The 20,809-nt window shown below is 41.3% G+C and carries 18 protein-coding genes, 1 tRNA gene and 1 pseudogene; 12 read left to right on the plus strand and 8 right to left on the minus strand.

Going from position 1 to position 20,809, the window contains the following annotated elements; genetic code table 11:
* Nucleotides 1-377: 377 nt before the first annotated feature.
* From IKB69_RS08140 to IKB69_RS08155, 4 genes and pseudogenes are all read right to left on the minus strand, one after another.
* The gene (locus IKB69_RS08140; RefSeq protein WP_023930552.1) at nt 378-896 is read right to left on the minus strand and encodes a chemotaxis protein CheW; all 519 of its coding nucleotides are present in this window, start codon (nt 894-896) and stop codon (nt 378-380) included.
* A gap of 1 nt (nt 897) precedes the next feature.
* A pseudogene (locus IKB69_RS08145) lies at nt 898-3,261 on the minus strand (chemotaxis protein CheW).
* 56 nt (nt 3,262-3,317) lie between these two features.
* Nucleotides 3,318-4,265 carry a chemotaxis protein gene (locus tag IKB69_RS08150; RefSeq protein ID WP_290948203.1) on the minus strand — a complete coding sequence of 316 codons (948 nt, stop codon included), beginning with the start codon at nt 4,263-4,265 and terminating at the stop codon, nt 3,318-3,320.
* Nucleotides 4,266-4,355: 90 nt separating this feature from the next.
* Nucleotides 4,356-5,264, minus strand: a complete 909-nt coding sequence (locus tag IKB69_RS08155; RefSeq protein ID WP_290948205.1) for a hypothetical protein — start codon at nt 5,262-5,264, stop codon at nt 4,356-4,358.
* Nucleotides 5,265-5,510: 246 nt separating this feature from the next.
* Between IKB69_RS08155 and tpx the strand changes: the two genes are divergently transcribed.
* Nucleotides 5,511-6,008, plus strand: coding sequence for a thiol peroxidase (gene tpx / locus IKB69_RS08160; RefSeq protein ID WP_290948207.1), 498 nt, complete (start codon nt 5,511-5,513; stop codon nt 6,006-6,008).
* 6 nt (nt 6,009-6,014) lie between these two features.
* Entirely contained in the window at nt 6,015-6,431 is a 417-nt protein-coding gene (locus tag IKB69_RS08165) for a hypothetical protein (protein WP_290948209.1), read from the plus strand.
* Between the two features lie 34 nt (nt 6,432-6,465).
* On the opposite strand, the gene IKB69_RS08170 is transcribed toward IKB69_RS08165, so the two are convergent.
* A tRNA-Pro gene (locus tag IKB69_RS08170) sits at nt 6,466-6,543 on the minus strand.
* A gap of 123 nt (nt 6,544-6,666) precedes the next feature.
* Between IKB69_RS08170 and IKB69_RS08175 the strand changes: the two genes are divergently transcribed.
* Both IKB69_RS08175 and IKB69_RS08180 read left to right on the plus strand, forming a co-directional pair.
* The gene (locus tag IKB69_RS08175) at nt 6,667-7,839 is read left to right on the plus strand and encodes a glutathionylspermidine synthase family protein (RefSeq protein ID WP_290948211.1); all 1,173 of its coding nucleotides are present in this window, start codon (nt 6,667-6,669) and stop codon (nt 7,837-7,839) included.
* A gap of 55 nt (nt 7,840-7,894) precedes the next feature.
* Nucleotides 7,895-9,691 carry an ATP-binding protein gene (locus IKB69_RS08180; RefSeq protein WP_290948213.1) on the plus strand — a complete coding sequence of 599 codons (1,797 nt, stop codon included), beginning with the start codon at nt 7,895-7,897 and terminating at the stop codon, nt 9,689-9,691.
* Nucleotides 9,692-10,103: 412 nt separating this feature from the next.
* Here IKB69_RS08180 and IKB69_RS08185 read toward each other — a convergent pair whose 3' ends face one another.
* The 3 genes from IKB69_RS08185 to IKB69_RS08195 form a co-directional block, all read right to left on the minus strand.
* Nucleotides 10,104-10,370, minus strand: coding sequence for a hypothetical protein (locus IKB69_RS08185; protein ID WP_290948215.1), 267 nt, complete (start codon nt 10,368-10,370; stop codon nt 10,104-10,106).
* A 257-nt stretch (nt 10,371-10,627) separates the two neighbouring features.
* On the minus strand, nt 10,628-10,819 hold the full coding sequence (locus IKB69_RS08190; RefSeq protein WP_290948217.1) for a hypothetical protein: 192 nt from the start codon (nt 10,817-10,819) through the stop codon (nt 10,628-10,630).
* 3 nt (nt 10,820-10,822) lie between these two features.
* Nucleotides 10,823-12,433: an ATP-binding cassette domain-containing protein gene (locus IKB69_RS08195; RefSeq protein ID WP_290948219.1), complete on the minus strand. Its 1,611-nt coding sequence runs from the start codon at nt 12,431-12,433 to the stop codon at nt 10,823-10,825.
* A 242-nt stretch (nt 12,434-12,675) separates the two neighbouring features.
* Here IKB69_RS08195 and ccoG point away from each other — a divergent pair, with 242 nt between their 5' ends.
* From ccoG to IKB69_RS08235, 8 genes are all read left to right on the plus strand, one after another.
* Nucleotides 12,676-14,085, plus strand: a complete 1,410-nt coding sequence (gene ccoG / locus IKB69_RS08200; protein ID WP_290948221.1) for a cytochrome c oxidase accessory protein CcoG — start codon at nt 12,676-12,678, stop codon at nt 14,083-14,085.
* A gap of 149 nt (nt 14,086-14,234) precedes the next feature.
* Complete coding sequence (locus tag IKB69_RS08205; RefSeq protein WP_290948223.1) at nt 14,235-14,501, plus strand: DUF448 domain-containing protein; 267 nt, start codon at nt 14,235-14,237, stop codon at nt 14,499-14,501.
* Nucleotides 14,494-17,130, plus strand: a complete 2,637-nt coding sequence (infB, locus tag IKB69_RS08210) for a translation initiation factor IF-2 (RefSeq protein ID WP_290948225.1) — start codon at nt 14,494-14,496, stop codon at nt 17,128-17,130. The genes IKB69_RS08205 and infB overlap by 8 nt, the downstream gene beginning before the upstream one ends.
* A gap of 34 nt (nt 17,131-17,164) precedes the next feature.
* A complete protein-coding gene (gene rbfA / locus IKB69_RS08215) occupies nt 17,165-17,509 on the plus strand; it encodes a 30S ribosome-binding factor RbfA (protein WP_290948227.1) in 345 nt (114 codons plus the stop codon).
* Nucleotides 17,509-17,958, plus strand: a complete 450-nt coding sequence (locus IKB69_RS08220) for a ribosome maturation factor RimP (RefSeq protein ID WP_290948229.1) — start codon at nt 17,509-17,511, stop codon at nt 17,956-17,958. The genes rbfA and IKB69_RS08220 overlap by 1 nt, the downstream gene beginning before the upstream one ends.
* A 5-nt stretch (nt 17,959-17,963) precedes the next feature.
* The gene (locus IKB69_RS08225) at nt 17,964-19,478 is read left to right on the plus strand and encodes a hypothetical protein (RefSeq protein ID WP_290948232.1); all 1,515 of its coding nucleotides are present in this window, start codon (nt 17,964-17,966) and stop codon (nt 19,476-19,478) included.
* A gap of 2 nt (nt 19,479-19,480) precedes the next feature.
* On the plus strand, nt 19,481-19,915 hold the full coding sequence (locus IKB69_RS08230; RefSeq protein ID WP_290948234.1) for an adenylyltransferase/cytidyltransferase family protein: 435 nt from the start codon (nt 19,481-19,483) through the stop codon (nt 19,913-19,915).
* Nucleotides 19,915-20,809: radical SAM protein (locus tag IKB69_RS08235; protein WP_290948236.1), on the plus strand; the 895-nt coding region annotated here is incomplete at its 3' end. The genes IKB69_RS08230 and IKB69_RS08235, both read left to right, overlap by 1 nt.

The following is a 20,809-nucleotide window of genomic DNA, read 5'->3' on the forward strand; positions in this document are numbered from 1 at the left end:
CCGTCAATATTTGAGCAACTTTATAAAAATACTTTTAGAGAGAAATATCAATGAAGTAATAAGTGCGATACAAGATGACAAAAGCAAAGAGCCTGTGCTTGGGTCTAAATAGCCAAACGCATAGGTATAGCTAATGCATAAGAATAGGTAAATTGTAGCAAGTAGCTTTGGCATATTTCTCCTAGCTTTGGTAATTTGTAGAGCGCATAGTAGCCAAGGCTCTAGCTACTTCCTATGGCGAACCTTACATAAGCAAGGCTATAAAACAAGAGATACCGCTCGGTGTTAGCTCATTTTTAGAGACAAGTAAAGTAGTGCAAGTGCAACACAATAAGTTTTTCTAGAAAATGAGTCGAGCAAGCCAGCCGCGCTATTTTTTAAAAGTCTCGCTTAAGCAAAACATCGATTTTTAAAATTGTGATTAAGTGGTCTTCTCTCTTACCAACCCCATCGATCATACCTGCTTGGTTGCTAGCTAGCGTCTCTGGCACAGGGTCTATGCTAGAGCTAGGTAATGTGATAGCTGCTGTAAGCTTATCAATGACAAATCCAGCTATTTCATCATTTTGATGCACGATAAGATAGCGAGTGTCTTTGTCTTGCTTAATTGCTGGGAGACCAAACTTCAAGCGCAAGTTGATGAGCGGATATACATTACCACGCATATTAAATACACCCAGTACATAAGGAGGTGTACCCGGCACTCTTGTAAATTCTGTAGGCTTTACGATTTCTTTGACATTAAGAATTGGGACAGCGAATTCTTCATTCCCCACAACAAATCCAATCACTTGTAGAATATCTTCAGGCTCATCTTGTGTCTCGCCAATCCCTCTGTTTAAGCCACTGGTATTCATTTTTTGCTGTTCGAAAATATCTCTAATTTTATCAGCCATATTATTCTCCAGTTATTAAATTAATATTGCGCTTTACAACATTGACAAGATATTCTGGCGTGTAGGGCTTAGTGATATACTCTGTCATACCAGATTCTACTCCACGCATTCTATCTGTTTTGCTCGTGCGACTTGTAACGGCAATAAGCGGTAGATTTTTAAATTTATTATACTTCCTAACTTCCGCTGCAAAAGTATATCCATCCATTTTGGGCATTTCTATATCTACTAACACTGCATCAAGTGGTTTATCGCTATTTTTGACAATTTCTAAGCCTTCAAGCCCATTGCTTGCCTCTAGGACAGTAACCCCCAATGTCTTTAGACACTTTTTCATAATAGCTCTATCGGTATTGCTATCATCAATCGCTAGGACAATATAATCTGATGGGGCAGACTTAGATTTGAAGTTTTGGGCTTCCTCCATAGCGGCATTAATGCTTACTTTTACTTCTTTTGCCATGTCCATCATAGCAGCGACATCAACAATTAAGGTAATTTTACCATCACCACGCACGGTTGCCCCCGCGATACCTCTAGTACTCTTAAGGTAGTAGCCAAGTGATTTGATAACAACTTCCTCTTGCCCGATGAGATAATCCACAATTACGCCGATTTTTTGCTCAGCAAGTGCGATGATGACAACATATACTTCGCTTGCCGTCTCTAGCACAGAATCTACACCAAAAATATCAGCCAAACGCACAAGTGAGAGTACTTCATCGCGCAGGCGCAAAACAGACTTGCCATCAACGCTATATATTTCATCTTGACCAATACGGACTGTTTCAATGACAGATGAGAGTGGAATAGCGTAGTATTCTTCCTGTGCCCCTACTAGTAATGCTTGGATAATGGCAAGTGTGAGTGGGATTTTTAGCTTGAAAGTCGTGCCTACACCCTTTTCAGAATCTATCTCGATAATACCATTAAGCTTTTCGACATTTGTTTTCACAACATCCATACCAACACCTCTTCCAGAGACATTGGATATAGCTTTTGCCGTGGAAAACCCAGGTTTAAATATGATCCCAAAAGCTTCTTTATCTGTCATAGAATCTGCTTCTTTATCGGATATTAAGCCCTTTTCAATAGCTTTTAACTTGAGCATTTCAGCATCAAGCCCCTTGCCATCATCGGCAATTTCAATCACAATGTGATTGCCTTCATTGTATGCCTTGAGATCCACTCGTCCGATTTCTGGTTTGCCAAGAGCTTTTCTATCTTCAGGGGATTCTACGCCGTGATCACAAGAGTTTCTAATAATGTGGATTAGTGGATCGCCTATCTCTTCCACAATAGATTTATCAAGCTCTGTCTCTTCACCTGTGATAACAAGATCAATACTTTTTTTAAGCTCTCTAGATAAATCTCGCACCATTCTTGGGAATTTGTTGAACACTTTCCCTACGGGCTGCATTCTTGTTTTCATTACTGCAAGCTGTAGATCTGTTGTTACACTAGAGATAGATGATACAACTTGATTGAGTTCTTCTAAGAATTTCTCTCCATCGTATCGCTCCTCTACATCTCCATAGATTTTAATTAACCTATTTTTACCTAGTACAAGCTCGCCGATGAGATTCATGAGATTATCTAGCCGTCTAACATCAACGCGGACTGTTTGCTCTACGCTCGTAGCTACTTTACCCTCATCTTTGCCACCTGCTACTGGTTTAGCTTCTGCTTTGGGGTTAGCTTTAGCTGGGGTCGGTGCTTCTATTGGTGCTTTTGGAGCTTGTATGTCGCTTGCTTGCCCACTTGCTTTCTTTTGCGCACGCATTTGCTTATCCGCTTCCTGACGCTTTTAGAGCAAACGCTCTATCTCTGCTTCCACTTCGGCAGAACTCATATTGGCGTAGTCTTTATCAGGCTCATCTGCGAGAGGGTTGCTAGAGTCGCTTTGGGGTGCCGGTTTGGCTTCTTCTTTTGGAGATGCCGGAGTAGCAACCTCTGAGCTTTCTCCCCCGGTGCTACCCTGAGAAATGGACTGAAGTTTAGCAACAGCATCGCTAATGTCAATTCCACTATTAGCATCTGTGCCAGAATCCCTAATTGCTTGCAAAAGTGCTTTCATCAAATCAATAGAAAGTAGGACAACATCCATTACATCAGGGGTGATTTTCAGCTCATCGCGTCTTGCTTTATTCAAGACATCTTCCATATTGTGGGTCAAGTTAGTAAGAATATCAAAATTCAAGAAAGAGCTAGAGCCCTTAATTGTGTGTGCAACCCTAAAAATACGATTGAGTAGCTCTAGATCTTCCGGATTACTCTCTAGTTCGACTAGATCCTGATCGAGCTGATCGACCATCTCGAATGCTTCGATCAAAAAGTCTTCCATTATTTCTTGCATATCATCCATACCACAATACCTCTTCTCATTAATTTGGCGGCTATTCTACCAAAAAATTACCAAAATCACACAGAAGTTAGAAGTTTTTTAACTTCTTGGTAGAAAATATTAGGATCAAATTTGACTATATATCCATCGCCTCCAGCTTTTTTCCCTTTTTCCATACTATTGGGATCGCAAATTGAGGAGTTAAACACAAGTGGTATTTTGGAGAACCTTGGGTCATTTTTGACTTCGTTGGCAAAATGGAAGCCATCGATCTTTGGCATTTCTACATCAGTTACGATGATTTTGAGATGATCGGATAGTTTATCCCCGTATTGTTGGAAGAGAGATTCTATCTTTTCTTTGCCTTCATCGCCATCAATCGCTTCTACGACTTCAAACCCCATAGCTACGAGATTTTGCACCACACGCTTGCGTGCTATGGAGCTATCTTCTAGCACAAGTGCCAATCCTTTGAAACGCTCGTGTTCTTCAACAATGGTGATGATTTCATCAGCTTTCTTCTCATAGAAATTTAGCTCATCAATAATACTCTCTAGATCCAAAATCAGTAGAGTCCGCCCATCTTCAATGCGCGTTGTGCCAGTGATCTTACCGCGCTCTATGGTGCTTGATGAGCTAAATTGCGCAGATTCTACTTGCTTCCAATTCACACGCCGTATGCGCTTGACTTCATCGACTACAAAGCCTATTTGGACATTATTGAACTCCGAGACGATAATTTTGTGCTTGCGTGGCTTATCATCTGCTTTGATATTAAGCCATTTGGAGAGATCGACAAGAGGGATAATCATCCCGCGTAGGTCAAAGAGTCCTAGCACATAATCAGGACTTGCCGGTATATCAAAGAGCTCATCTGGCTGTTCGATAATACTCTGCACCTTTGCGACATTGACCCCATAAATCCCCTCATATACTTCATCATCTCGTAGCTCAAAAATACGGAAGTCGATCAATGCTATTTCGTTATAGCCTTCAATTTGAGCATCTAAAATATTGCCTGCCATAGTGTTCTCCAAATAATCTAAAAATTCACATCAATAAAACCTAAGGAAAAGTCATTTGCAAACTAATTTGCTACGAAAATATCGGCAGAATTATAAAACAAGAATTCTTTTTTCACAATAAAAAGATGGTAGCGCGAAAAAATTTTGCCATTTTTTACCAATATGGAAATGTCCTTCAATCACTCCAAAGTCGCACTTTTCTGGTGTTTGCTTGTAGGGCTTATGCACTTGATTTTGGAGAGTTGGTAAATCGTGCGCATTACAGTAAGTATAGTGCTTGTATGCTGCGATTCTCTTACTTGCAAAATCCCTAAAGTCATATTCATTAAGAGCTAGGGATTTGATATGCTTGGCATTGACTAGGGATCGCGCACAGCTATGAATATAACCTAGGCTTATGGTGTCAATAAGCTTTAGCACGCTTAGGGTAAAAGGTGCGCTTAAGGCAGTTATGTAGTATTCATACCCTTTGGTGATAAAGCAGTCTCCATGCGATAGTAAAAATAGCTTATTTTGGTAGGTGAAAACAGCTGGCTGGAGCTTGCGTGGGTAGATTTTCACGCGTGGCAAGAGCCTAGAATCTAGTCCGAAGTCGTGGTTGCCCTCAAAGTAAAAGACTTCCATACGATGCGATAGGGCATTAAGCAGTGTGATAAACTCACGATGGATTACGGCATTATGCGTGATATGTGGGATAAACAAATGTGCAATATCTCCCATTAAAAACAACTGTGTTGGTGGGTTAAGTAGGAGAGATTGCAGTAGTCCTATGAAGCCATTTTTGCCGATGTAGCACGGATATGGTGAGCTAGAATCTAAAAACTCCCATTTAGATTCTAGTGGAGATTCTACTCTTGTGTTTTGGCTAGATTCTAGCTTGCTAAAATCTAGCGTGAATGTGTGGTTTGGTTCTGGGATATAGTGTGCATCAGCAATAAAAATTGCAGGAGATAGAATCTCTGGGATGTGGAGAGAGCTAGAATCTAAAGCGATAGCCATAAAAAGTCCTAAAAATAAATGCAGTAATTGTGCCCTAATTCCACTAGAATCTCAACATTGATAGCGCTAGATACTGCGCACTTTAAGTCCCCATATCTAGACCTAGAACTATAAGGATAGATTCTAGACATTCTCATCATCTCTTAACATTCTTTAGGCTATAATTGCATCTAATCCACCAAGGCTTTTTGCATCATTTACGAAGAAGTATTTGGGGATCATTAACAAAATTAAAAGGACAAACATATGGAAGTAAAATTTAAAGGTACTCCAGCAAAACTAAGTGCAAACACAATAAAGTTAGGTGATAATGCCCCAAAGGCAAATCTTACAGCAAAAGACTTATCGCAAGTAGAAGTGGGTGGTGCAAGCGGAAGCTATCAAATCATTAATGTCGTACCAAGTCTTGATACTGGCGTATGTGCAACACAAACGCGTAAATTTAATGAAGAAGCAGCGAAACTAACCAACGCAAAAGTATATGTTGTATCTTTGGACTTACCTTTTGCACAAGGTAGATTCTGCAGTACTGAAGGGATTAATAATCTCACAACGCTTAGTGATTTTAACGCAAAAGAGTTTGGCAGGGCTTATGGGCTTATTTTAGAATCTTCCCCACTTGCAGGATTACTTACTCGTGCGGTGATTGTGGTAAATCCTGAAGGTAAAGTCGCTTATGTAGAAGTATGTGAAGAAATCACAAATGAGCCAGATTATCAAAAAGCACTAGCTAGTATCAAGTAGGGTGTGATGGAGCATCTTACACTAATAGAGATTGGCAAGATTTTGGATTTAGGGGTGTTTTACCTTGGCACAAAGGGTACTTGTGGGAATCCACGAGTGCGTCCTATGCGTTCTAACATCGTGCATAATGACAAACTTTACTTTGGCACAACGACACATAAAAATCTCTATAAACATATCACGCAATATAGCGGTGTTGAAATCTGCACGAGTAGCCCAGATATTTTAGCTCTGCGTGTGCGTGGAGAAGCAAGAGTAGCGAACCATATTGATGTCAAAGAAGCCCTTATAGCAAAGTATGAACGCATAGCAAAAGCCTTTGATAATAACCCAAACCATCCAGATTTTGCAATTTTCTACCTTGAAAACATCAGTGCAAGACTGCAAGATTTTAATGGAAATGTTTTTGCTTATAAAGAGTAGGATTGCTATAAGGCTATCATAATAAGGAGATAAGTGGTCGGAGTAGCGGGATTCAAACCCACGACCTCACCCACCCCAAGGGTGCGCGCTAATCAGGCTGCGCCATACTCCGCTACAAATCCTAAAATAGATTTGCAGGCGCGCATTATAACGCGCTTTTCTTTTATCATCGCTTAAGCCATAATATAATGGCAAAACTCTATAATGTCAGGAAATCTTAAGTCAAAGGATATTGATGCATATTACATCGCTTAAACCCTTAACCAAAGACACATTAGAATCTATCGGGCTTAGTTGGCATACGGATATAGATTCCAATCCTTACATAGAAAATGAAATGGTGGAAATATCCCAAGAAGAAGCGCAAGCTTTTTATGAAGCTGGTAATGAGCTTTACGATATGTTTTGCGAAGCAGGGCAGTATGTAATTGACAACAACTTATTTTTTGATTTGGATATACCCGTATCGCTCATCCCTATGATTAAACAGAGCTGGGAGCAAGAAGTGCATTGGCATTTATATGGGCGATTTGACTTTGCTGGTGGGCTTGATGGGTTGCCTTTAAAACTACTTGAATTTAACGCCGATACACCTACAATGCTCTATGAAAGTGCGCTTATCCAATGGGCTATGCTCAAGGCAAATGGGCTTGATGAAAATGCGCAGTTTAATAACATCTATGAAGCGTTGGAAGAGAATTTTAAACGCATCATCACGCTTGGCGCAGATACAAGTCGCTTTAGCGAGATTTATGAGGGATGGAAGATACTATTTAGTTGTGTGAGTGGTAATGATGAAGAAGAGCGCACGACTAGATTTTTGCAAGAGATCGCTAGAAGCGCTGGCTTTGAGACGGAGTTTGCCTATATTGATGAAGTGCAATTCTCCCAAGATGAAGGAGTGTTCTTCAATGAGTGTAATTATGAATTTTTATTTAAGCTATTGCCGTGGGAGAGTATCGCCATTGATGAACCAGAGCTAGCCATGCTTATGCGCTCCATTATGGAGAATAAGGCTGGGATTTTTCTAAACCCAGCCTATACGCTACTTTTCCAAAGTAAAAGAATCTTAAAAATCCTTTGGGATCTCTTCCCTAATCACCCTTTATTACTAGAATCTAGCTTTACTCCACTACAAGGCAAAGCGCAGGTGGCAAAGGCTAGTTTTGGTAGAGAAGGGCAGGGGATAGAGATTTTTGATGCAAGTAGTAAGATCCTAGCGCAAAATACCACCGAGTATCAAAACTGCAAGAGAGTTTATCAAGCATACCAAGAGCTTAATCGCAGTGGTGAGTTCTACTACCAGCCAAATGTATTTTTTGCCTATGAGTCTTGCGGACTAGGGTTTCGCAAAGGTGGTTTGATTTTAGATAACTATGCAAAATTTGTCAGTCATACAATTCGCTAGAATCTAGTGTGTTCTTGCGCTAGAGACACGATACTTTCCCAATAGGCTTATCCTAATGTCGCAATTACAAAAAGCACTAATACCAAGTAGTCCAAGCATTACGCTAGATGACACAAAGCCACCAAAATCCTTACAAGCAAAGATTTTTTACTCGATATTTGGGCTTGTGGCTGGGGTGGAGATCGCTATATTCGGACTGTTTTTTTTAGCAGCAGAAGTGATAGGGCAGAAATGGGCTTATGAGCATTTGGAGCTAGAATCTAAAAAGCTCATAACACAAATGCACAATACTGATTATCTGGCATTTTGGGCGCAATACCCTTACCGCATTTCTCTTATCACAGAAGAGGGTGTTGTGATTTATGACAACACCATTAGCGCGGTGGATTTGGATAACCACAAAGATAGGAAAGAAGTGCAGATGGCGCTTGCTATTGGCAAGGGCTATATCGAGCGCAAATCTACAAACACGCTGTATAAAGCGTTATATTATGCGAGCTATTTGCCTGAGTATCAGCTTATCTTGCGTGTCTCTATGAATCAGAGAGATATTTATGCATTTTTGTTGCCTATTTTAGGCTATATGGCAATTTTACTTATCATCACGCTGTTTGTAAGCACAATCATTACAAGCTATCTCACTCGCTCTATCGTCGCTCCGCTTAATAATCTCTCCGCCCTAGATACTAAGAAGTTTCACACGCCTTATCGTGAACTTGTGCCGTTTTTTTACAAGATTATTACGCAGAGAAAACAGCTAAAAAAACAGCTAAAAATTATCCGCCGCCAGCAACAGCAGTTTCAGGCAATTAGCCAAAATATCAATGAAGGTTTAGTGCTAATTAATACCAAAAAGCAAATCCTAAGCTACAACACCAAGGCAAGAGAGCTGCTCCCCACCTTAGAATCTAACCCTACCAGCGTGCAAGATGTATTTGCTTTCATTGATTTGTCTTCTCCGCAGATCCAAACTAGCGAGCGACAAATAAAGGACAATCATATCGAGTGTATTGCACTCCCTACTTGGGGTAAGCTAAAGCCTAAAGCCTTTGTTGTGTTGCTGCTTGATCGCAATGAAAAAAACCAAATCCACGCAATGCGTAAGGAGTTTAGTGCTAATGTTACCCACGAGCTAAAAACTCCGCTAAGTGTGATTATGGCAAGTAGTGAGATGATGAAACAAGGGCTAATTCCACAGAAAGACTTCGCACTCTTTTTTGACAAAATCTATGATGAATGCAAGCGATTATTAGAGATTATTAACGATATTTTAAAACTCTCATTTTTTGATGAAGGAGGCGAGAAGCTAGAATCTAGCGTGGTTAATATCTATGAAGTAGCACAGCGAGTATTATGCTCACTTGCGCCACTTGCTACAGAAAAGGAGCTACGCGCGCAGATTGTCTGTGATAATCGAGATTCTTGCACGATTAATGCCGTAGTGCGCCTATTAGAGGATATGCTCTATAATCTTTGTGAAAATGCTATCAAATACAACAATCAGCAAGGTTCTTTGGAGATCTGTATTACTACAGGGGAGTTTGACCCAAAAACCACCAAAGACTTCACTCATATCACGCCAAATCTAGCTCTCCCCATTGGGCGAGATACTGCTACTATAATGGTTAAAGATAGTGGCATAGGTATCCCAGAGAGAGCGCAAAAGCGTGTGTTTGAGAGATTTTATCGTGTTGATAAGAGTCGTAGTAAAAAGCTTGGGGGCACTGGGCTTGGGCTTTCCATTGTCAAGCATATTGCGATTTATCACAATGCACATATATTTTTGCGCAGTAATGCTGATTTGCAGAGTAGAGATAGAGGTAGCGAGATTCTAGTGATTTTTGCTAGGTGAGCTTAGAGCTTACACTCCTACCTAAGAATCTAAGTTGCCTATACCCAAATACTTTAAGGTGGGTATAGGGGCTAGCTCCAGCTAAGGATTTGGGGATTTTGCAAAAATATTATTTGTCTTAAATTTAAGCTAAATCATAAAAACACATAATGCTCCTTTAAATTTTTTAAAGGAGTCAAATTGGCATAAGTCAATTCTAATCAGGGTAAAATCAATTCAAAAGACAACACTGCTAATATACAAAATCCTAATAAAGGCACAAGTGGCATAATAGGCAGTATGACCAAAATCAAGGCAATATGGGCAAGCAGCTTAACCCAAATCAGCAGAACAACAAGTAGATTCTATACCTTGCCTTAAAGCTTAAAAAGGCTTTAAGGGTAGAATCCACTTTTATAAAAGCTATTTTCTATTAATTATTTTCGCCCTGCTTTTTATTTTCTTTGCCTAGAATCCATAAAAAATGGTCTAAATCTCGTGTGTTTTCATTTTTAAGTCCGTAGAACTCGGCAAATCTATCAATGACTTGAAGGAATGTATCGTAATTTTTATAGTCCTTAAGCTCTTTGTTTGTGAGTTTTGCTCCAAAAAAATTCGTGCCTACTAGCTCACTAGGTATATTCGCAAAGTTGGTGTTATTTTTCTTGCCATTGTTAAACAACACCAACACTTCACGCACAAAGCTATCATAGATTCTAAAGGCATTTTGATTGTGGTGGAAGCAGTATTTTGTCGCAAAGGAGTAAAAGACTTTTTTCTTACTATCTTTTCCTTTGCATTTTGCAATTTGCTCAATAATATCCTTTAACTCATCGTAATTATGTGGGGTGGCATTGTGTATTTTTTGGTGGATTTGCTTTTGAGATTCTAACTCGGCGATATGTTTTGCGACTTCATAGATTCCAAATTTTGCAAGATTAGTGCTATAAAAGCTATCTACACAGAGACTTTCAACAGCACAACTTGTTGTAGATTTTCTTGCTCTAATTTGGCAAAAACCCCACTTTTACTAAAAATATTTTCAATTACCGATTCTTGCTCTCGGTAGTTTTTGTATATATCGCCACTCTTGTAAAGCTCTAAATTTTTATCATAAAGCTTTTTCATCGCTTCATTATGCTTACTCATTTATCACTCGCCCTTAGATTCTAAATATTCTTCATAACTGCCGCGGAAGTCTATAATCTCCGCACCATTGCCGCTAGAATCTGCTTTTAGCTCAATGATTCTATTGGCATAGGCATCAATAAGCTCCCTATCGTGGCTGACACAAATTACATTTCCGCCAAATTTATACAATGCTTCACCCAGTGCGATAATAGACTCTAAGTCAAGGTGGTTTGTAGGCTCATCAAGCACTAGGAAATTCCCCCCTTCTAGCATAAGCTTACTTAGCACCATTCTGTGCTTTTCCCCACCGCTTAGGGCGTTTATGGGCTTTTCTTGCTCTTCTCCGCTAAAAAGCATTCGCCCTAGTGCGTTGCGTATCTCGCCACTCTCTTTTTTCTTATCAAAGCCCCTTAGCCACTCATACAAGCTTTCTTCCCCGCTTATCTCTTCGCTTACATTTTGTGGGAAGTAGCCCCTTTGCGTTGTCGCTCCCCATTTGACTAGCCCAGAATCTGCCCCTAGCTCTTCAACTAAAATCTTACACAAAGTGCTTTTACCCACGCCATTTGCTCCGATGATAGCGATTTTATCCCCGGGCAGAATCTTTAGATTTACATTTTTTAGCACGCATAAATCCCCATAGCTTTTTGAGATATTCTCACACTCTAGGGCTTCGTTGCCTATGGGGCGATTGGGCTTAAAAACTATGCTAGGGTCTCGCCTAGAGCTAACCGCTAAGGATTCAATATTTAGCTTTTCAAGCTGTTTTTGGCGACTTGTAGCTTGGCGGGCTTTACTTGCATTAGCAGAAAAGCGTGCGATAAAAGATTCTAACTCCTCTTTTTCTTTAAGCTTTTTGTTTCGCTCCATTTCTTGCTGTTTGGCAATGAGTGTAGAAGCGATATACCAATCATCATAATTCCCGCTAAACTCCCGCACAGAGCCAAAATCCATATCTAAAATATGTGTGCAAACGCTGTTTAGAAAATGCCTATCGTGGCTGATGACTACAAGTGTGCCCTCGTGGCGTTTGAGATTTTCTTCAAGCCACGATATAGAGTGCAAATCAAGGTTGTTTGTAGGCTCATCTAGTAGCAAAATATCAGGCTTTGGGAAAAGTACTTGGGCTAGTAGAATCTTAAACTTATCCCCACCGGTTAGGGTTTTCATCAGCTCATTATGTGCGCTAGATTCAAATCCCAAATCTTCTAGAATCTTTTCAATCACCACTTCGCATTCATACATTGGGTCTTCTTCGGCACAAATTATCTCTAGCTCACCTAGTTCAGCATTAACCTTATCGTCGCTTAAATCGCCATTTTCATAGAGATATTCCTTGCGTTTTATAGCCTCGTATAATCGCTTATTGCCTAGTAGCACCGCATCTTTTAGGCTTAGCTCTTCGTAGGCATATTGGTCTTGTTTTAACACACCCATTTTCAAGCCCTTTTCTATGACAACTTCCCCGCTACTTGCTTCATATTCTCCGCTTAGGATTTTTAAAAAGGTGGATTTCCCCGCACCATTTGCTCCGATAAGCCCATAGCGTTTGCCAGAATCTAGCTTGATATTGACATTTTCAAATAACTTTTTTGTCGTATAACGCATTGAAAGATTGATTGTTTGCAGCATTGAGATGTCCTTTTAAGAGTGATACATTTGAGAAGAATAGGGCGTATTGTAGCATATCCATAGAGAATCTGCCTAAGTGTGATTAAGCTAGCTTGGCGCAGATGTGGTTTGAGGCTTAGCATTGACTTTTTTTACTAAAATATTATAATCTTTGGGAATCTTGAGGCGGTTAAAACTTAATCTTAAAGGCTATCTGCTTTGGGACACGAGTTTAGGGACTATGAAGAACCAAAGGAGAGACAATGCAAACTACTGATTCTACACAAAAGTTATCGCAAAAGATCGGCTTGCCTTATCGCTTTAGGCGGTATATGATTTATGTCTGTGTGGCGATTATCGCTCTGTCGCTACCTTTTATCAAAATTAATGGCAACCAAATATTTCTCCTCTCATTTGATCACAAAGAGTTACATTTGTTAGGGGTAGTTTTTAGCGTCCAAGAGCTGTATTTAATGCCGTTCTTGCTGATAATGCTCTTTGTGGGGATATTTTTTATGACGACATTGGGTGGGCGCGTGTGGTGCGGTTGGGGTTGCCCACAGACGATGTTTCGCGTGATTTATCGCGATGGGATTGAGACAAAGCTTTTGGGCTTGCGTAAGCGCATTGATAATAAGCAAAAAAAGCCAGATTTCACACTTTTTAGTACAAAGCTTAAGAAGCTTTTAGCAATGGTGATTTTCTCTGTGATCGCTCTGCTTGCTGCGGCGAATTTCTTGTGGTTTTTCGTGCCACCAAGTGATTTTTTCGCTTACATTAGTGATCCGCTAAATCATAAGATTCTACTAGGATTTTGGCTTGGTATAGCGTTGTTCTTACTCTTTGATGTAACGCTTTTGGGGGAGAATTTTTGTATTTATGTGTACCCCTATGCGCGCGTGCAGAGTGTGCTCTATGATAATGACACTATTATGGCAATCTATGACCCTAAGCGTGGTGGGGCTGTGTATGCGCCAGATGGTAGCAAAAATCCCTTAGCACCTAAGAAGCAAAATGAAGCCAATGAATGCACAAATTGCATAGCTTGCGTGAAAGTTTGTCCAACGCATATTGATATTAGAAAAGGTATGCAGCTAGAGTGTATTAACTGCCTTGAATGTGTCGATGCCTGCACTTCTGTAATGGCACATTATAATCGCCCTTCGCTTGTGCAGTGGAGCTCACCAAATGCTATTAGCACGCACTCAAAGGTGCGCTATGTGAGAGTCAAAACGATCGGCTATATGGCGGTGCTAGCGATTATTTTTACAATTTTGCTAATTGTTGGGAGTAGTAAAGAGAGCATGTTGCTTAATATTGATAGAAATACGCAAGCCTATTCTATACGCAAAAGCGGTGCGGTCAATAATGATTATACATTCTTGGTGGAAAACACTGACTCTAAGGCACATAGCTTTTATTTTGAGGTTTTAGATAATGAGAGTTTAGAAATTATCTCACCACGCGAGCCTGTGGCGGTAAGAGAGGGCAATAAGCGTAAGCTTGTGGTTACAATTAGTGCCAAAACCCCGTTAGATTCTGCGCTGGAGGATAAGGACTTGATACGAGATATTAAGATACGAGCGTATGCTATTGATGATGAGAGCATCCAAGTAGAGCGTAAGACATTTTTTGTCTATCCATCGGCAAAAGAGTTGCGCAAAGGTCGCTAGTGCCCGAGCCTAGTGCTCAAGTGCTAGGCTAACTTTAAGCAAGTAGGACTATGTAGATTCTAGGTGGTGCATGTGTATGTTGGGTTGTTTATGGGATTTTTAAGAAAAATTAGCTAGAATGCGCCACATTAAGTGCGAATCGAGGTTGTATGTCTAGCACATCTTGCTATGAGCCTACTCGTATGTGCGTAGCTTGTCGCTCTCGCAAGATACAAAGAACTTTACTGCGTTTGTATATTAAAGATGGTTTGGTTGTAGGCTCACTTGAGCGTATGAGCGGCGGGAGAAGCTTCTATCTATGCGGAGAGTGTGTGGCGTGTGAGAAGAAAATCACAAAGGCATTGAGTCGATTTAGCACGATTGAGGATAAACCCAAGAGCTTACAAATAATCCGGGAGATAGCAAAGTATGGGTGATAAGGTAAAGATTGTAGAAATAGCAGCAGATATAGCAAGAAATGCTAAGGAAGTACTTGAGAAAGCCAAGGAGCTAGGGCTCGATGTAAAAAATACAACTAGTTCTGTTAGTGTGGAGATGGCGCCGATTCTCGCTGAGTATGTGACAACAGGCGTAAATCGTATGCCAGTCACTAAGGCAAAGACTACAAAAGCTAGCACAAAAACCAAAGATACAAAGTCTGCAAAATCTACAAAGTCTCCCACCAAATCCATCAAGACAGATAAGTTAAGCGGTGATAGGCTAACCAAAAAGGATACCAAAGAGTCTAACGCGAAGGCATCCAGTCCTACCAAAAAGCTAAAGCCAGCTCAAGCTCCAAAAGAGCAAGACACATCACTAGAATCCAAGCAGGAAGTAGAGTTTAAAAAGGACTCTACCCTTGCCCAGCGTAACATTGGTATCCGCATCGTAAAGAAGACCACCGGTTCAGTCACTAGTCAAGATGCATCAAGCAAGAAATCTCAAACCTATGCCCCATCCATCCAAGAGCTTATGGGGCAAGATCAAGATATAGATGAGCCAATTAGATCCAGAAAGTCTAAAAAGTCTCCCAAAAAAGTTGCGGTAGCACACAGGGGTAATGAGCAGAAAATCGAGTTGCTTGATAGGGATTTTGGCTCACATCGAAGTGATTATGATGAAGAGCAAGATGAAATTATGCTCTTTGATTTTAGTGAGCGTGAGATTGTCGATGAAGATAAGGAAAACCAGGAGCGACAGGCTATCGCAGATCGTGTAAAAATCCAGCGCAAAAACCCTTGGCTAAATGAGCATCGCTCCATTAGTCGCGGTCGCCGTAAAAAGTCCCAAAGGCAGCAAGCAGACACAAGCAAGGTTGCTCAAAACTCAATCATAATCCCAGAAGAAATCCGCGTATATGAGTTTGCAGAGTCTGCGGGCAGGTCGCTTACAGAAGTCATTAAAGTGCTTTTTGGGCTAGGACTTATGGTAACCAAAAACGACTTCCTAGATAAAGATGCCATAGAGATTCTTGCAGAAGAGTTTCAAATCTCCATTTCCATCCAAGCCCAAGAGCAAGAAGAGCAAGAAATCACTTTTGATGAGAAAGATCTCATTGCCCGCCCACCGGTAGTAACCATTATGGGACATGTTGATCACGGCAAGACTTCTTTGCTTGACAAGATTAGAGAATCTCGCGTAGCTAGTGGTGAGGCAGGGGGGATCACGCAGCATATCGGTGCATATATGGTGGAGAAAAATGGCAAGCTCATTAGCTTTATTGATACGCCCGGACACGAAGCCTTTAGCGAGATGCGCAGTCGTGGGGCGCAGGTTACAGATATTGCCATCATTGTAATTGCTGCAGATGATGGTGTGAAGCAACAGACGATTGAAGCACTAAGTCACGCCAAAGCAGCAAATGTGCAAACTATCATCGCTATGAATAAAATGGATAAAGAGAGTGCCAACCCAGATAAGCTAAAATCTGAGTGCGCAGAGCTTGGGTTTGTCCCAAATGATTGGGGTGGGGAGTATGAGTTTATCCCTATTTCTGCTAAGAGTGGAGAGGGTATCGATGTGCTACTTGAGACAATTTTACTCCACGCTGAAGTGTTGGAGCTAAAAGCTTCGCCTAAGGCAGGTGTCCAAGGAGTGGTGCTAGAGGGCAGTATGCAAAAGGGTAGGGGACCTGTAGCGACTATTATTGTGAAGCAAGGCACACTTAAGATAGGTGATCCAATCTATGCTGGCACGGCGTATGGGCGTGTGCGCTCGATGGTTGATGATATGGGTAAAGAAATAAGAGAGCTTACGCCTTCGAGTGTAGCCTCTATCGCTGGGCTATGTGAAGTGCCAAGTGCTGGAAGTATGCTCTATGTGGTAGAGAGCGATACGCAGGCAAGAGAGAAAGCCCAAAAGCTAGCGGCCTATCTAAGGCAAAAGGAGCTAAGCAAATCGACTAAAGTATCCTTTGATGAACTAAGTGAAATGGTGGCAAAAGGACAGCTTAAAAATATCCCCATTGTTATCAAGGCTGATACACAAGGAAGTCTCGAAGCCATTACTCAAAGTCTGCAAAAGCTTAATAATGATGAAGTAAGGATTAGTATCATAAGCTCTGGAGTGGGTGGGATTAGCGAAAGTGATGTAGCTTTAGCCGCAGCTAGCACAAATAGTATGATCTTAGGCTTTGGGCTACGCCCCACGGGGATTGTCAAAACTAAGGCGAAAGAATCTGGCGTAGAGATTAAGACTTATTCTGTGATTTATGATGTGATTGATGATGTTAAAGCGTTGATTTCTGGTCTTATGTCTCCGCTTATCCAAGAAGAAGACACAGGGCAAGCAGAAGTGCGTGATATTTTTACCATTGCAAAAGTTGGCACAATTGCTGGGTGTATGGTTACTGATGGGAAGATTTTGCGCGGAGTGAAAATCCGCCTAATCCGAGATGGAGTGGTAATCCACACAGGTAGTGTAGCAAGCCTAAAGCGATTTAAAGATGATGCCAAAGAAGTAGCCAAAGGCTATGAGTGTGGGATTATGCTAGAAAATTATAATGACATTAAAGTGGGCGATGTGTTTGAGTCTTTTATCGAAGTGCAAAAGGCGCAAAAGATCTAGCTATGGCAAAAGTGGATTCTAGGAGAGTGGCATAATGTCCGTGCATTTGGAGCGCACACAATCCCTGCTAAAAGAACTTTTAATTGAGGCACTAAGTAGCCTAGAGGATAGCAGGATCAATGGCGTGAGTATTACTGATGTGGTTTGCTCTAAGGGCAAATACAATGCGCAAGTCTTTATCCATACAGATAGTGATGATAGGGCTATGGTGCTAAAAGCATTGCGCAAGGCGAGTGGGATTTTGCGTGAGTATGTACTAAGCAATAGTGGATGGTATAAATGCCCGCAGCTGGAATTTATGGTTGATGAGAGTATGGCTAGGGCACAGAGTCTCGAGCGGATATTCCAAAGTATAGCCCAAGAAAGAGATGTGCGATAATGTGGGTGGATTCTATAATGTTGGAGCTAGAAGAGATCGTAGAATCTTGTGGTTGTAAGCTCTATGATGTAAGCTTGCTTAGAGAAAATGAGACGCAGATTTTGCGCATAAGTATCATCAAAGATGGGGGTGTGAGTCTTGATGATTGTGAGCTTGTATCCCAAAGCATCTCACCATTTCTTGATGTCAAAGATATGGTAAAAGACGCTTATACACTAGAAGTGAGCTCGCCGGGCGTTGAGCGCGTGCTGAAAAATCCGCGACATTTTATACTCTCTTGTGGAGAGAAGGTGCAAATTAGACTGCTTGATAGGCAAGAGATTGTAGGCACGCTGGCAAGGGCTGATGAGCAGGGTATTTGGCTTGATGTAGCAAATGAAATTTTAGATTCTGGTAGTCTTATCCCCTATACTACAATCAAACGCGCTAAAACAATATTTGAGTGGTGAGTGCTGTGCAATCTATCTATACACAAATTAAGCAAGTGATAAAATCTAGCATTAAGCTTTGCTGCCCCCCCCCTATAAGAAAATCTCTATCTGCATATCTATATAAAAAGCGTAGGGACAGGGAGTTTGCTAGGCTTTGCTTTGCTCGTGAATCTACTCTACCTCTTGCATTTCTAAGCCATAAATATCCTCACAAAACCTCTGCTAAAGAGACAAAAGCGCGAAAAATCCGCGTGCTTTTTTATAATGATTGGGGTAATAGCTGGGAGGCTTTAGAGCCCTTGGCATTAGCCCTTAGTGCAAACCCTTTGTTTGAAGTGATTGTGCTTGCTATGCCTTCAAGGGTACAATCTAGTGCGTTTTATGATCTTAATGCAAGTGTATCTACACAGAGCTTTGCGCATAAAGTGCAGGTTCAAGCCATCTTGGTGCAAGATATGCTAGATTCTGGCGTAGATTCTGCCTTGTGCGAGTCAAGTCTTCTGCACGCTACCAAGCTTACGCAATGGCTAGAATCTACTCTCGCTCAAAGTTCTAAACCTTTATGTCTTATAGGGTTTGATGCTGCTTTAAATGTCTCTATTACACCACGAGATTTAGCCGCGCATTATTGCTTCACCACGCGCCCTTATGATTCCTTGCGTCCAGAGTCCTTTAGCAACTACGCCATAGCGCAAGTCTCCAAGCTTTGCTATGTGGAGTATGGGGTGTATATGTTCTCAGCTTGCGAGCAAGATATTAGCGCGTATGACCCGGCATTACTGCGTTATTATGATTATTTGTTTTGTCCCACAGAGTTTCACGCTTGGCTTAGCTCTTCTAGGCAGAGTGTGCCTAGCTTGCTACATATTATCACTACGGGGAGTGCGTACTTTGAAGCGATTTTAGCAGCCCATCTAGGAGGACACAGAATCAAGCAGGCGCGCACAAAGCCACTGCGTGTGCTTTGGACTCCTAGATGGGCTGCTTGCGATATACATTCGACATTTTTGCGCTATGTTGATGTGCTACTTGAGCAAGCAAGACAAGGGCGATTTTTACTCCATTTCCGCCCACACCCAAATATGTATGATCATTTGGTAGTAGAATCTAAGACCTTATCCAAGCAACGCTGGTGGGATATTAAGGAGAGTATTGAGCGTTATGGGTTGTGGGATACGCGCCCAAGCATCATAGAATCCTTTGGCGATTGTGATGTGATCATTAGTGATACAAGCTCTATGCTAATCTATGCGTTTTTAAGTGGCAAGCCTGTGATCTACACACAAGGTCATAGTACTGCTGAGATTAGCGCGTGGGCTTTGCGCGTGGTGCAAGGTGTGTTTATCACTACGACTGAGTGCGAGCTATTGCAGATTTTAGAGGATTTATGCTCGCATTTGCCTCAAGCTTTCGCGCCTAAAGCCGCTCTAAGGTCTTATATTTTGCAGCAGAATTTCTATTTCCCCAAGTATGGCGCATCTAATGCCATTACACAGACACTACTACAAGATATGACAGAATCCAACTTTAAGGAGTAGTAATGACTATCGGCTATACCACAGGTGTGTATGACTTGTTTCACATAGGGCATTTAAATCTCTTGCGCAATGCAAAATCAATGTGTGATAAGCTCATCGTTGGTGTTACCACAGATGAGCTTGTGAGCTACAAGAATAAGCGCGCGGTGATCCCCTTTAATGAGAGAATAGAAATTGTGCGCTCTGTGCGATTTGTCGATGCAGTGATCCCGCAAGATAGTATGGATAAGCTTGCTATGCACGATCGCCTGAAGTTTGATGTGATGTTTGTGGGGGATGATTGGTTTTCTACGCCAAAGTGGCAAAGCATAGAAGAAGAATTCAAAAAAAGAGGTGTTAGGATTGTGTATTTCCCCTATACACAGGGTACAAGCTCTACACTACTCAATAATGTTTTAGTGCAACTGCGAGACGAACACTACCCAAAGGAGCAGTGATGAAAAAATCTTTAGCAAAACGACTAGGCAATAAGCTAGCAAGAGTGGCGATCCCCTTGCTACCAGATTCTGCTTATAAAGAAGCGTTGATGAAACGCTATGTCAATGTGATTAGCAATATTGTTGTAATTGTTGGGCAAAACTGCACACTAAAATGCAAAGATTGTGCAAACTTCTCGCCATATCTCTCACAGATTCTGCCCTTTTACCCAGCGCAAGAGATTATCGCTGATATGCAAGAACTTATCAAAGAAGCGCAAATTGCGTATTTGCAGTTTCAAGGTGGAGAGTTTTTCTACCACCCAGATGCACAAGAGATTCTAGCTTTTGCACTTGCAAGTCCTAGAATCCACTCTATTTGTATCGCTACAAATGCGACCATAATCCCTAAAGACTCTATGTTAGAGCTTCTTGCAAACCCCAAAGTAATCGTGCGTATTTCTAACTATGGAGATGTCAATGCAAAGTCAGCGACCAAGTTAGAATCTATCTTGCAAGCAAGAGGTGTAGCAGTGATTTTGCGTAATACTTATCGTGGGGCTGGACTATGGAGCAAGTGTGGCGATAAAGACACCAAAAGGCTCTCACAAAAATCTATGCAAAAAGTTTTTGCATCTTGCACCTTTGCCAAAGAGTGCTTGACTATGGAAAATGGCTTTATCACTCGATGTTCTAGGGGGACGATCGCGCATCTTATGCAAGGCTTTAGGCTTAGTGGAGGCGATGGAGTGGTTGTGCGACCTGTGGCTAAAAGAGCCTTTAAAACGATTCTAAATGATTTGGCTTTGCTAGAGCAAGCTGAACAATCCATACAAATCGTGCAAGAAGTAGAATCTAGTGCGCTTACTCTTAACAAGAAAAATAGCGCGAGTAATGAAAGCCTAGATGATAGCA

It is taken from the genome of Helicobacter sp., from assembly GCF_017502485.1.
Taxonomy (GTDB): Bacteria; Campylobacterota; Campylobacteria; order Campylobacterales; family Helicobacteraceae; genus Helicobacter_B.